At 42.7% G+C, this 12908-nt stretch carries 12 protein-coding genes; 9 read left to right on the top strand and 3 right to left on the bottom strand.

Annotation, left to right across the window (positions count from 1 at the left end):
- Positions 1 to 95 precede the first annotated feature (95 nt).
- Positions 96 to 1949 carry an ATP-dependent zinc metalloprotease FtsH gene (gene ftsH, locus H6G57_RS23615; protein WP_190523095.1) on the top strand — a complete coding sequence of 618 codons (1854 nt, stop codon included), beginning with the start codon at positions 96 to 98 and terminating at the stop codon, positions 1947 to 1949.
- A 77-nt stretch (positions 1950 to 2026) separates the two neighbouring features.
- Here ftsH and H6G57_RS23610 read toward each other — a convergent pair whose 3' ends face one another.
- A complete protein-coding gene (locus H6G57_RS23610) occupies positions 2027 to 2533 on the bottom strand; it encodes a molybdenum cofactor biosynthesis protein B (protein ID WP_190523094.1) in 507 nt (168 codons plus the stop codon).
- 89 nt (positions 2534 to 2622) lie between these two features.
- A complete protein-coding gene (psb28, locus tag H6G57_RS23605; RefSeq protein ID WP_072720651.1) occupies positions 2623 to 2961 on the bottom strand; it encodes a photosystem II reaction center protein Psb28 in 339 nt (112 codons plus the stop codon).
- A gap of 178 nt (positions 2962 to 3139) precedes the next feature.
- Between psb28 and H6G57_RS23600 the strand changes: the two genes are divergently transcribed.
- The 8 genes from H6G57_RS23600 (at position 3140) to H6G57_RS23565 (ending at position 12274) form a co-directional block, all read left to right on the top strand.
- Complete coding sequence (locus tag H6G57_RS23600) at positions 3140 to 3949, top strand: tetratricopeptide repeat protein (RefSeq protein ID WP_190523091.1); 810 nt, start codon at positions 3140 to 3142, stop codon at positions 3947 to 3949.
- Positions 3950 to 4107: 158 nt separating this feature from the next.
- Positions 4108 to 5511 (top strand): sugar porter family MFS transporter, encoded by a 1404-nt coding sequence (locus H6G57_RS23595; protein WP_190523089.1) that lies wholly within the window; start codon positions 4108 to 4110, stop codon positions 5509 to 5511.
- Between the two features lie 211 nt (positions 5512 to 5722).
- Entirely contained in the window at positions 5723 to 6805 is a 1083-nt protein-coding gene (gene psbA / locus H6G57_RS23590) for a photosystem II q(b) protein (protein ID WP_190523087.1), read from the top strand.
- A 335-nt stretch (positions 6806 to 7140) separates the two neighbouring features.
- Positions 7141 to 7887, top strand: a complete 747-nt coding sequence (locus H6G57_RS23585; protein ID WP_190523085.1) for a DUF502 domain-containing protein — start codon at positions 7141 to 7143, stop codon at positions 7885 to 7887.
- 212 nt (positions 7888 to 8099) lie between these two features.
- A complete protein-coding gene (gene nusB / locus H6G57_RS23580; protein ID WP_190523083.1) occupies positions 8100 to 8741 on the top strand; it encodes a transcription antitermination factor NusB in 642 nt (213 codons plus the stop codon).
- Positions 8742 to 8877: 136 nt separating this feature from the next.
- Positions 8878 to 10452 carry a signal recognition particle-docking protein FtsY gene (gene ftsY, locus H6G57_RS23575; RefSeq protein ID WP_190523081.1) on the top strand — a complete coding sequence of 525 codons (1575 nt, stop codon included), beginning with the start codon at positions 8878 to 8880 and terminating at the stop codon, positions 10450 to 10452.
- A gap of 162 nt (positions 10453 to 10614) precedes the next feature.
- The gene (locus H6G57_RS23570) at positions 10615 to 12087 is read left to right on the top strand and encodes a GAF domain-containing SpoIIE family protein phosphatase (RefSeq protein ID WP_190523080.1); all 1473 of its coding nucleotides are present in this window, start codon (positions 10615 to 10617) and stop codon (positions 12085 to 12087) included.
- Positions 12056 to 12274 carry a hypothetical protein gene (locus tag H6G57_RS23565; RefSeq protein ID WP_190523158.1) on the top strand — a complete coding sequence of 73 codons (219 nt, stop codon included), beginning with the start codon at positions 12056 to 12058 and terminating at the stop codon, positions 12272 to 12274. The genes H6G57_RS23570 and H6G57_RS23565 overlap by 32 nt, the downstream gene beginning before the upstream one ends.
- Positions 12275 to 12374: 100 nt before the next feature.
- On the opposite strand, the gene H6G57_RS23560 is transcribed toward H6G57_RS23565, so the two are convergent.
- A complete protein-coding gene (locus tag H6G57_RS23560) occupies positions 12375 to 12866 on the bottom strand; it encodes a hypothetical protein (protein WP_190523078.1) in 492 nt (163 codons plus the stop codon).
- Between the last annotated feature and the right edge of the window lie 42 nt (positions 12867 to 12908).

Here is a 12908-nt window from a genome sequence, read left to right as displayed (position 1 = left end):
GCAGAAGGGTGGCAAAGCCACCCAAAAAGCATTTTTAGGGAGAACCTAGAAACGAGGTTAACGAGAACGACCAGAGTAAACCAGCGCAAAATTTTATGAGTATTAAAAGAAGACCTAAATTACCCAGTTCTCAAAAAGTTGCCCAAATCTTATTAATCTCAGCTGGGGTAATTTTACTAGGAAATTGGTTGCTTCCTCAACTGACTCGTCCTCGTTTTCCTAAAGTTCCCTATAGTTTTTTTATCCAACAAATTGAAGATGGTAAAGTCTCAAAAGTTTTAGTGGGAGAAAATGAGATCCTTTACCAAATCAAAGGAGAAAATAATCAACCGGAAACTGTCTTATCGACAACCCCAATTTTTGACTTAGAACTCCCTAAACGCTTAGAAGCCAAAGGGGTTGAATTTGCCGCTTCTCCGCCCCCGAAACAAAGTTGGTTAAGTGTTGTTTTAAATTGGGTAATTCCCCCGTTAATTTTAGTCGTTGCGTTTCAATATTTTATGAAACGAGATCCCCAAGGAGCATTATCGATTAATAAAAGTAAAGCAAAAGTTTTTGTTAAAGGTCAAACGGATAATATTACCTTTGCAGATGTCGCCGGAGTAGATGAAGCCAAAACGGAATTAGCAGAAATTGTTGATTTTTTAAAAAGTCCCCAACGGTTTACTGAAATTGGGGCAAAAATTCCCAAAGGTGTGTTATTAGTCGGCCCCCCAGGAACCGGAAAAACGTTATTAGCAAAAGCTGTAGCTGGAGAAGCCGGAGTTCCCTTTTTTAGTATATCCGGTTCGGAATTTATTGAGTTATTTGTGGGAACGGGTGCAGCAAGAGTTCGAGACTTATTTGAACAGGCGAAAAAGAAAGCTCCCTGTATTATTTTTATTGATGAATTAGATGCCATTGGTAAATCCAGAAGTAGTGGAAGTTTCCAAAGTGGCAGTAGCGATGAACGAGAACAAACCCTGAACCAATTATTAACAGAAATGGATGGGTTTGGAGTCGGAGATGCAACGGTGATTGTCTTAGCCGCTACGAACCGTCCCGAAGCTTTAGACGCGGCATTATTACGCCCAGGACGCTTTGATAGACAGGTTTTAGTAGACAGACCCGACTTAGCCGGACGCAAAGCTGTTTTAGAAATTTATGTTAAAAAAGTTAAATTAGAAACGGATGTTGATTTACACGCGGTTGCCACAAGAACCCCAGGTTTTGGGGGGGCAGAATTAGCGAATTTAGTCAATGAAGCTGCTTTATTAGCGGCTAGAAATCAACGAAAAACAGTGAAACAAGAAGATTTTTATGAAGCCATTGAACGGGTGGTTGCTGGGTTAGAAAAACGCAGTCGCGTGTTAAATGAAAAAGAGAAAAAAATTGTCGCCTATCATGAAGTCGGTCATGCCATTGTCGGGGCCTTAATGCCGGGAGGGGGAAAGGTGACTAAAATTTCCATTGTCCCCAGGGGAATGTCAGCGTTAGGGTATACCTTAAGAATGCCAACGGAAGACCGTTTTTTAATGGATGAATTGGAATTTCGCGAACAAATTGCCATGCTATTAGGGGGACGGGCGGCTGAAGAATTAATCTTTGGAACTGTTACCAATGGCGCATCGGATGACCTACAACGGGCTACGGAATTAGCCGAAAGAATGGTACTCAATTATGGCATGAGTAAAGCCTTGGGGCCGTTAGCTTATGAAAAAGCAAAAGCTAATAATTTTTTAGGGAATGCTGATGGGAATCTTCGCCGTCCCATGAGTGAAAAAACCGCAGAAGCCATTGATGATGAGGTGAAAGATATTGTTAATAATGCTCATCAAAAAGCGTTAGCAATTTTGAATTACAACCGAGACTTATTAGATGAAATTGCTGGCAAAGTATTGGAAACAGAAGTAATTGAAGGGGAGGAATTACAACAATTTTTAGAGCAGGTTAAACCTGTATCTCGATAATTGCTAGTTTCCATCCCAGCTTAAATTAGGGTGCTCTTACAAATTCAAGAAAGAGGCAGACTCCAGAAACCTGATTTTTATTGATTTAAGACTTGAACTAAGTGAGCTAATTCCGGTATAATTAATTGTTCCATTGCTAACTTCACCGCATTAGAAGACCCTGGAACCGAAAAGACTAATTTTCCTTGACAAACTCCAGCAACAGCACGGGAAGCGATCGCCCTTGAGCCTATTTCAGCATAACTTAATGTTCTAAAAATTTCTCCAAAACCGGGTAATGTTTTTTCTAATAATGTCTCAATCGCATCATAGGTGGTATCTCGTGGCGAAATTCCCGTACCCCCATTGAAAATACAAGCATTCAGTTCAGGAATTTGACACAGGGTTTTCAACAATTCTGTGATTTCCGTCGGTTCATCTTTAACAATTTGATAATGCAGAATCGGATAACCTGCATTCTGTAAAAACTGCTGAATTAATTGGCCGCTTTTATCCGTTTCTGGAGTCCGAGTATCACTGACTGTAATTACAGCACAATTAACCTGAATTTCTGAACTATCTGGATGAGAAACCCTTGACTTCATAAACTGTAGATCCAGAACAACACCGATGAGAAGTTAGAAGCCAAACTTTCTCTATTTCTTATAGAATTTAACTTCTAACTCCTGAGAAATTAGGATTTACTAAATTCTAACCCATTCGCTTCTGCATAACGTTTCATAAACAACATAAAACGTTCCCATTCTTCAGGAGATTTCATTAAATGAATCGCTTCAATTTCCGTAGGTTTTCCATTAATAAACTTAGCTTTAACCTCACGGGTTATGATTTCCCCATCATCATCAATCATATACATTCCCGTGATTTCTTCCGTAGAATCATCCGCTAATGCTTTAGGATTGAGGAAATAAAATGTTGCTGTTCCTTGACTCCCATCTCGTGAACGAGTTAGGCGCACATCAGGAATTGCATCTTCATCAATACCTCTTGAAAACTGAATTTTAGCGACCATATTATCTTGTTAAACCTTTATTCATTTAAGAGTTAACATCTTATTGTCTCACAAGATGGTACTGAAAAGGATAAAATTCCTCATAGGGTGTGTAAACACAGCCCACCCCATCCCTAAGCCAGGATTTTACCCCCCCTTTGAGTACAATAGTGTTATTTCAGCTTGCTTATTTCAGTTCATGCCTAAAATTCGCCAATTCTGTCTGACTTTAACTCTATTATTGAGTATCCTCGTCCTGACTTGGGGAAATGTCACCCCTCTGGGGGCCGAAAATCTACCCCTGTCTTCAACTTTGGATGGGATGCTTCAGCAAGCGTTTACAGCCACTCAAGGGGGTGAATTTGCTCAAGCAGAAACCTACTGGACAGAAATTATTAATCAATATCCCGAAAATCCGGCGATGTGGAGTAACCGAGGCAATGTTAGAGTTAGTCAAAATAAACTTAATGAAGCCATTTCTGATTATAATCAATCCCTAGAATTAGCGCCTGATTTTCCTGATTCCTATTTAAACCGAGGAGTAGCGTATGAAGGATTAGGAGAATGGGAAAAAGCGATCGCCGACTATAATAAAGTCTTAGAAATCAACCCCAAGGATGCGATCGCCTATAATAATCGAGGGAATGCTGAAGCGGGATTAGGAGAATGGCAAGATGCTCTTTTAGATTATCAAACCGCCAGTGATTTAGATAAAAACTATTCCTTTGCCCGTGCCAATTATGCTTTAACATTATATCAAGTCGGACAACCAGAAGCAGCGATTAAAATCATGAAAAATTTAGTGCGGAAATATCCCAATTTTGCCGATATGCGAGCCGCATTAACCGCCTGTTTATGGGATATGGGAAAACCCGGAGAAGCGGAAAGTAATTGGGTTGCTGTAGTTGGACTTGATCCCCGATATAAAAATATTGATTGGGTGAAAACCGTTAGACGATGGCCCCCAAAAGTCGTTCTGGCTTTAAATCATTTCCTAAATTTAAAATAATATTTTCTCGAAGTTGGGTATCACTGAGAATTGCTAATATTGCTTCACAAAAGGAAAAATAGGTTTCAGAAAGATAAGTCTAAAGATTGATGTGCGTCTACCTGTGGAACTGAAACAATATTTCTATAGCCACAAATTAATGAACCTTAACAAAAAAAATGACGGTTCACCATCCTCCTGCTTTAAATCAACCCAGTGCTTATTATGTACTGATGCTGGCAATTGTGGCAGCCCTTGGCGGTTTCTTGTTTGGTTTTGATACCGCCGTCATTAATGGTGCTGTCGGAGCGTTAGGGAAAGAGTTTCAAGCCAATAGTTCACAAATCGGATTGGCAGTCTCTTCTGCCTTATTAGGGTCAGCCGTCGGAGCCTTCTTTGCAGGCCAGATCGCTGATCGCTACGGACGAATTAAAGTCATGATCTCGGCTGCTGGACTGTTTTTAATCAGTGCGGTGGGCTCTGGTATTGCCTTCACCATTTGGGATTTCATGGTTTGGCGATTAGTAGGAGGGTTAGCCGTTGGGGCGGCGAGTGTGATTGCTCCAGCTTATATTGCAGAAGTCTCACCCGCCCATCTGCGGGGTCGCCTCGGTTCTCTCCAACAGCTTGCGATTGTGATCGGTATTTTTGCCGCGTTACTTTCTAACTACTTTATTGTGTTAGCGGCTGGAAGTGCCGAAGCACCGTTTTGGTTCAATATTCCGGCTTGGCGCTGGATGTTTTGGGCAGAGATCCCTCCGGCTATCCTCTACGGAATTGGAGCCCTGAAAATTCCTGAATCTCCCCGTTATTTAGTCGCTCAAGGTCGAGAAGCAGAAGCGGAGGTGATCTTAGCGCGAGTGGTTGGGGGAGATATTCAAGCTAAAGTGATGGAGATTCGAGCCTCCGTCGTGCGAGAAACCAAGCCTCGATTGTCAGATTTGCTAGGTCGTCACGGACTATTACCGGTGGTGTGGATTGGAACAGGGTTATCCGTGCTGCAACAGTTAGTGGGAATTAACGTAATTTTCTATTACAGCAGTGTGTTGTGGCAAGCTGTGGGCTTTTCTGAACAGGATTCTTTGTGGATTACGGTAATTACCAGTGTTACTAATATTGTCACAACTCTCGTTGCTATTGCTGTGGTGGATAAGTTTGGCCGCAAACCGTTATTGATTCTGGGTTCAATTGGTATGACTATCACGTTAGGAACTCTGGCGACTGTGTTTGGCAGTGCGCCCCTAGATGCGGCTGGAAATCCCAATTTAACCGGAAACGCTGGACTCATTGCCCTATTCGCTGCGAATATCTACGTTTTTTGTTTCGGCTTTTCTTGGGGCCCGGTGGTGTGGGTGATGTTAGGAGAAATGTTTAATAATCGGATTCGCGGTGCCGCTCTTTCGGTAGCAGCGACAGCCCAATGGATCGCTAATTTCGTGGTCTCCACAACATTTCCGCCCCTCAAGGATGTGGGGTTAGGGTTTGCTTACGGTTTATATGCAACGGCGGCGGCGATTTCTCTATTTTTCGTTCTCCTACTCATCAAGGAAACGCGAGGTAAAGAACTCGAAGAAATGGTATAGCGTGGAACAGGCATCTTGCCTGTTAAGTTAACTTGGGTGTCAGACGACCAATTATATTACTTTTTCTAATATAAAATAAACTTTATACAAGAAAATATTAATATAAACGACTCGACAAATCTTCAATCGTCGAGTAATATGACTATATGGTTATAAAACCAGGTGACGAGATACCGAACCTCGAAAAATACATACGCAATACATAACTCCAATGACAACAACCATTCAACAGCAGTTAAAAGGAAGCCCCTGGGAGCGGTTGTGCAACTGGATCACCAGCACCGAAAACCGCCTCTATGTGGGTTGGTTTGGGATTCTGATGATTCCAACTCTGCTTGCTGCTACCATCTGTTTCGTTCTAGCTTTCATTGCTGCACCTCCCGTTGATATCGACGGCATCCGCGAACCCGTGTCCGGTTCACTGCTCTACGGAAATAACATCATCACGGCTGCGGTGGTGCCGAGTTCCAATGCAATTGGTTTGCACTTTTATCCCATCTGGGAAGCCGCTAACGTCGATGAATGGCTTTATAACGGTGGCCCTTACCAACTGATTGTCTTTCACTTCCTGATCGGCATCTTTTGCTACATGGGTCGAGAGTGGGAACTCTCCTATCGCTTAGGAATGAGACCTTGGATCGCCGTTGCCTATAGTGCTCCTGTGGCGGCTGCAACTGCGGTGTTGCTGATTTATTCCATCGGTCAAGGTTCTTTCTCCGATGGTTTACCCCTGGGAATTTCCGGTACATTTAACTTTATGCTCGTTCTGCAAGCCGAACATAACGTTTTAATGCACCCCTTACATATGTTGGGTGTAATGGGAATTTTTGGTGGTGCTTTATTCTGTGCAATGCACGGATCGTTAGTGACTTCTTCTTTAGTTCGTGAAACCACCGAAAACGAATCTTTAAACTGTGGTTACAAATTCGGTCAAGAAGGAGAAACCTACAATATTGTTGCAGCCCACGGTTACTTTGGACGTTTAATCTTCCAATATGCCAGTTTCAACAACAGCCGCAGCTTACACTTCTTATTGGGAGCTTGGCCTGTAGTGGGCATCTGGTGTGCCTCTCTGGCGGTGGCTTGCTTCGCATTTAATCTGAATGGTTTTAACTTTAACCAGTCCTTACTGGATTCAGAAGGTCGCGTGATCAATACCTGGGCGGATGTGATCAACCGTGCCAACTTAGGGATTGAAGCCATGCACGAACGCAACGTCCATAACTTCCCCTTAGATTTAGCATCCGGTGAATCAACTCCTGTGGCTTTAGTTGCCCCTTCTATCAACGGTTAATTTTTAACCCACGATAACAAAAGACGCTCTCCGAAAGGAGGGCGTTTTTTGTTGTTGAATCTGGGTGTCCGGTGTCGGGATGAATAAACGGTGAGGAGGACTTTTGAAACCAGAAAGCCACAGAAGTTGACGAGAAAACCGACTTTTGTTTCAGAATATACAAAAGCTGACATAATAAATAAATTATCTCTCAACCCTTTTAAATCGATTTGAACCCGTTTTGTGGTACAGACCGAGTTGAGGAGCCTGGGTACAATGCTTGTACTTGCAATGATTCTTTACAATCGTTAACAATAAGTATCAGACCCTTAGATAAACAGGAGAGTGGACGCTCTGTGTTCCAACGCTTGAAGCAGGACTTAAAAAATGACTTGATTGCAGGTCTGTTGGTCGTGATTCCTTTGGCAACCACGATTTGGTTGACCATCACCATCTCCAGTTCTGTGATTGAGTTTCTGACCCGCATTCCTAAGCAAATTAATCCCTTTGATGGTTTGCATCCGATTTTAGTCAACCTGCTTAATGTTTTGGTCGGGTTGGCGGTACCCCTGTTAGGGATATTATTTATCGGTTTAATGGCTCGTAATATTGCCGGACAGTGGCTTTTGGCTGTGAGCGAAAAAATCTTACAAGCCATTCCCTTAGCGGGTTCGGTTTACAAAACTCTCAAACAACTTTTAGAAACCCTTTTACGAGATTCTAATGATAAATTTCGTCGTGTGGTTTTAGTTGAATATCCCCGTCGAGGAGTTTGGTCACTGGCTTTTGTAACGGGCTCGGTCAACCGCGATATCCAGTCAGAATTGTCTGAGGAAATGGTGAGTGTGTTTATTCCCACTACCCCGAACCCCACCAGTGGATGGTATGCTATTGTTCCAGAACATGAGGTACTCAACCTCACCCTTTCGGTAGAAGATGCGTTTAAAATTATCGTATCTGGTGGGATTGTTAATTCAACATCCTCATCGGTAAAAGCTCTTCCTCCTAAACCTAATCCTCCATTAGAATCTCTTCTTCCCAGCGAAAATAGATTGCAATCTGTTGTCCTAGAAGATGAGGGGGTTGGGATTAGTGAAAATTAACGGATGAGAGTTTAGACTCATTAAAGGTTGAAGGGTTTGGGAAAATTCCCTAAAAACAATCCCTTATTTTTTTGATTAGAGTAAAGTGGTGATTGCAATTTCGAGTTTTTACAGTCATTAAAGCGTGAAAACTTCTAAATTTTTCCTGAATTTTCAGGGATTCTTCTTTAATGTTGTGGTTCCCTATTCCTTATTCTTAAATTCTTAAACTTATGCAAGCTCGTCGTACTGCTCGTGAACTCGCTTTACTGGGAATTAGTCAACTCCCAGCGACTTCAGAGCGTTTAGAACCTCAAGAATTACATGATGTTTTAATTGCTGCTGTCCGAACCTTGACGGCTGAAGGTCAAGAATCTTTAGAAACGGCTGTTTCTGAGTTACAACGCAGTAGCGATCGCCTTTTAGGAAGTCAAATTCGGGCGAATGATTTAGACATTGCACGATCAATGGTACATGAAGCCATTGAATTAGTTCAAGGTGCGATTAATCGCTTAAGTACCGCCCTGGAATTACCGGAATTAGTTCAACTGGCAAATCAACAAGAAGTCCGGGATTATGCCCTTGATATTTTAATTCAAGTTAATAGCCATAAAGCTGAAATTGATCAGTTATTAACCGATGCTATGGTAGATTGGCAACTGAATCGACTCGCTCGTATTGATCGAGATATTTTACGAATTGCCGTTGCAGAATTAATATATTTAAACTTAAAAGAACAAGTGGCAATTAATGAAGCGATTGAACTGGCAAAACGCTACAGCGATGAAGAAAGTTATCGCTTTATTAATGGCGTTCTGCGTCGATTTGTCGATAAATTAAAAGCTACTGTTCCAGAGTTAACAGTTGAGAGTTAAGCGTCAACAGCTATCATAATTTCAGGGGGATTTCTCAAAACCCAAACTGTTCCCTCTTATCCTGATAACTGATAACTGATAACTGATAACTGATAACTGATAACTGATTCCAGCCAACAAATATTAAATAAATCCTATGGTATTTAATTGGTTTCGTCGTCAATTTAATGAAAAAACGGATCAAACTCAGGAGTCACAACCAGAGGTTAAATCTGAACCTGAAAAGGTAGAGAAACCGACGGAAACAGCCGAGAGTTCTGACACTGCACCTCAAATTGCTGAAGATTATTTACAGTGGGCAAAAGCGGCTTATAAAAATATTCAAAAACAGCAGGAGCCCGAACCCGAACCTGAACCCGAACCTGAACCTGAACCTGAACCTGAACCTGAACCCGAACCCGAACCCGAAGCCATCACAGAGCCGGAAGTTGAACCAACGGTTTTAACCCCAGAAACACCAGAGGCGGAAGCGAATGTTGAAACGGTTGTAGAAGTAGCTGAAACGGACGTAAAAGTACCCGAACCCGTTGTCACCCCTCAAACCGATACAACGGAGCCAGAAACCCTAGAAACGTCCGAACCCTTGCCATTTTGGGCAACAGCGGCTACGGAACGTCAAGCCAGGGTGGAACGGTTAAAAGAAACCGCCATTGAGGAGAAAGAACCCGAACCCAGCGAAACAGCATCATCAGACCCCGGAATGGCGTTTGATGAGATGTTTATGTGGTCAGCCCAGGTATTAGCTGATCAAGGTCGCCGTCCTGATGAAGTGGCGCTAGAAGAAATTACCTGGTTACAGAAACTCTGGAAAGCGTTAGGACGGACGCGACGCAACTTACTGAACCAATTAAAAGCCATTGTCGGTCAAGGCCCCTTAAATCAACAAGCGGTTGATGAAATTGAATCCATGCTTCTACAAGCGGATGTGGGTGTAGCCGCAACGGATCGCGTGATTGAAGCGTTACAAACTAAACTCCGCCAAGAAGCCTTACCCCCAGAACAAGCGATCGCTTATCTCAAACAAATTTTAAGGGGAATTTTAGAAGAACCCTTTGAAAAGGGGTATCCCATTACCTTTGCACCGGAGAAAGATACCTTAAATATTTGGTTAGTCACCGGAGTCAATGGGGCGGGTAAAACCACAACCATTGGCAAAATTGCCCATTTAGCCCAAAAATCCGATTATCGGTGTTTAATCGCGGCGGGAGATACCTTTCGAGCAGCGGCCGTTGATCAGGTGAAAGTTTGGGGCGATCGCAGTGGCGTTGAAGTCGTGGCGAACCCTGGAAAAAATACCGATCCGGCGGCGGTGGTTTATGATGCTATTGAAGCAGCTAGAGCCCGCAATACAGAATTATTAATTATTGATACGGCCGGCCGCTTGCAAAATAAAAAGAATTTAATGGAGGAACTCAATAAAATCCGTCGAGTGATTGATAAACGCGCCCCAGAAGCCAAAATACAATCATTATTAGTCTTAGATTCTACCTTGGGCCAAAATGGGTTACGACAGGCGGAAGTTTTTTCCGAAGTTGCTCAACTGAGTGGGGTGGTCTTGACAAAACTCGACGGAACTGCTAAAGGTGGTGTTGCCCTAGCGATTGTCCAACAACTCGGCTTACCGATTCGATTTATCGGAGTTGGGGAAAGTATCGAAGATTTGCGCCCCTTTTCCAGCTACGAGTTCATTGAAGCCCTCTTAAGTGGCTAGAGATATCGAAAGATGTAAAGTGTGAGGGAAGAACGTGCAGAGTGCAAAGAAGGAGTCAGGAGTCAGAAGTTCATTATTTTTTTCTTGCTCCCCCTGCTCCCCTTGCTCTCCCTGCTCTCCCTGCTCCCCCTGCTCCCTGTTCCCTGTTCCCTCAAACTGAACATGACAGCCTTGCCCCTACCCAGACGCTCCGATCAATTTGCTGACTCGATTTCGGGTTCTGCAACACCAGAAACCACACCAGTTTTCACCCTGAAAGAACTGGTGGCGCGTTTGCATCGAGAACAGCAAAACGTGAACGAGTTGTTAAGTTCCTTGGGGTATGCCCTGCGTAGCTTCAACAACCTGAATCAATTTTTAGAGTTAACTCCTTTAGTAGCCAGTCGGGTAACGGATGCCGATGGCGGTGCCTTAGTTCTGTTTAAGCCCAACGGACAAGTCCGGTTTCAACGGCTCCATTGTCAGGAAGGACGCCAGTGTCAAGATATTCGACAAGCCATTGAAACTGTGACCCGACAAATTTCATTGATGCCAAAAACCAGCCTGGGAGACTTGTCTGAATCGGCTTTACAAACCTATACAGCGAATTTAGATTATCAGGTGAGTCGCTACCTGGGCTCTGATGTGCAGCTATTTGGCACACCGATTTTGGTTAATAATACGGAACGGGGACGGTTATATGTTTTTAGTCATGATGCCAATTATGTTTGGACACCGACCCGTCAAAAATTAATTCGATTAGTTGCGGATCAAACCGCCGTTGCGATCGCTAATGATGAGTTAGCAACATCCCTACGGGAAAAAGAACGCTTAGATCGAGAATTAGAAATTGGGGCAGAAATTCAGTTACAATTACTACCTCGAAAATGCCCGACTATCCCCGGTTTAGATATTGCAGCCCAATGTCAAACGGCTAACCGAGTGGGTGGGGATTATTATGATTTTATCCCCTCTAATTTTGATAAACGGGGTGATCATCCCTCTATTCATCAGGATGAACGCTGGAGTATTGTGATTGGGGATGTCATGGGCAAAGGAGTTCCCGCAGGTTTAATTATGACCATGACACGGGGAATGCTGCGGGCAGAAGTGTTAAACCGTCATTCTCCGTCTCAAATTTTAGGACATTTGAATCAAGTGATGTATGCGGATTTGGAGAATTCTAACCGCTTTGTGACGTTATTTTATTCAGAATATGATCCGGCAACTCGAATGTTGTCCTATAGCAATGCTGCTCACCATCCCCCGTTATTATGGCAAGTAGCAACGAATACGATTCGACGGTTAGATACTTTGGGAATGTTGATTGGTTTAGATGCGGATAGTTGCTATTATGAAGCTCAAATCCAGCTTTCTCCTGGGGATACCGTGATTTATTATACGGATGGATTTACCGATGCTATGAATCAACGGGGCGATCGCTTTGATGAGGAAAATCTGAGTAAAGCCTTTCAGTGGGCGTGTCAAAATTGTAGAAATCCCCAATTGATTCTGGAATATTTGTTTGAACAAGTTCAACAATTTATTGGTTCAGGAAATCGAAATGGGGATGATATGACCCTTGTGGTGTTGCAAGTTCAACCCAACAACGGAGGTAATCTTGATGATCACGGTTCTAATACTGAATCCTATTGATGGAGTTAATAGTTTTTATCACAGTTTAGACCTCATGACTCAAGCCCCAATTTTAGCTCAACAAGTGGATGTGGATATTGTTGCTGATTTTGTCAGAACTTGGAACCATATCTTGAAAACAGGTCAACTCTGGGCTTTTTTCATTGGGGTAGTTGCCGGATGGGGACTTAAGAGTTTATTACCTTGAATATTCTTGAATATTCGGGACAGGGGGAAAAGTAGGGGAAATCATTACCTTCTGACTTTGCACTTGGTACTCAATAAAAGCCAATAGTCAATACCCCTGTTCAGGTTTCTTTCTTCGGGCAATAATTCACTAACTCTTTAAATAAAGCTTCATTTTGAGAGGCGGTTTGTTTGGCTTTTTCTCCGATTTCTTGGGCATTTTTTCGCGCTTGTAAGAGTTGTTGCTTTCCCTCTGGGGTAATAGAGACTTTTTCCGCAGTCGTTAAGGTTTCACCCAATTGTTTGAGGCTGTTGGATAGGTCTCTAAATTGTTGGGTAGCATTTTTTTGAACAGTTTGTAAGGGTTTATCTTGAACTTTTAAGGTTTCAATGTCCTGAGAAATTTGATTTAATTGTTGTGAGAGTTTTTGGGTTGTGATTGCATCCCCTTGAGGAGTGAGATTAACCACTAAGGTTTGACCTTCACCAATTGCACTAATCAGTTTTGTACATTCGGCAGATTTACTGCTACAACTAATGAGGGAAAAGGCGATCGCAACAACAGCCACGATCCTTACAGGAATGGAAAAGGATAAAGAAGAGTGATTAGCCATCTGACAATTATTTGTAGCAAATAATATTTAAGGACTTCATAT

This window comes from Planktothrix sp. FACHB-1365 (assembly GCF_014697575.1).
Taxonomy (GTDB): Bacteria; Cyanobacteriota; Cyanobacteriia; order Cyanobacteriales; family Microcoleaceae; genus Planktothrix.
The sequence above is the reverse complement of the archived record's forward strand: the minus strand, read 5'-3'. Positions and strand labels throughout refer to the sequence as shown.

Coding starts and splice junctions, on each gene's coding strand:
- H6G57_RS23570 (WP_190523080.1), top strand. CDS start 10,615: ATGACAGCCTTGCCCCTACCCAGACGCTCCGATCAATTTGCTGACTCG.
- H6G57_RS23595 (WP_190523089.1), top strand. CDS start 4,108: ATGACGGTTCACCATCCTCCTGCTTTAAATCAACCCAGTGCTTATTAT.
- ftsH (WP_190523095.1), top strand. CDS start 96: ATGAGTATTAAAAGAAGACCTAAATTACCCAGTTCTCAAAAAGTTGCC.
- H6G57_RS23565 (WP_190523158.1), top strand. CDS start 12,056: ATGATCACGGTTCTAATACTGAATCCTATTGATGGAGTTAATAGTTTT.
- nusB (WP_190523083.1), top strand. CDS start 8,100: ATGCAAGCTCGTCGTACTGCTCGTGAACTCGCTTTACTGGGAATTAGT.
- psb28 (WP_072720651.1), bottom strand. CDS start 2,961: ATGGTCGCTAAAATTCAGTTTTCAAGAGGTATTGATGAAGATGCAATT.
- H6G57_RS23600 (WP_190523091.1), top strand. CDS start 3,140: ATGCCTAAAATTCGCCAATTCTGTCTGACTTTAACTCTATTATTGAGT.
- H6G57_RS23610 (WP_190523094.1), bottom strand. CDS start 2,533: ATGAAGTCAAGGGTTTCTCATCCAGATAGTTCAGAAATTCAGGTTAAT.
- psbA (WP_190523087.1), top strand. CDS start 5,723: ATGACAACAACCATTCAACAGCAGTTAAAAGGAAGCCCCTGGGAGCGG.
- ftsY (WP_190523081.1), top strand. CDS start 8,878: ATGGTATTTAATTGGTTTCGTCGTCAATTTAATGAAAAAACGGATCAA.
- H6G57_RS23560 (WP_190523078.1), bottom strand. CDS start 12,866: ATGGCTAATCACTCTTCTTTATCCTTTTCCATTCCTGTAAGGATCGTG.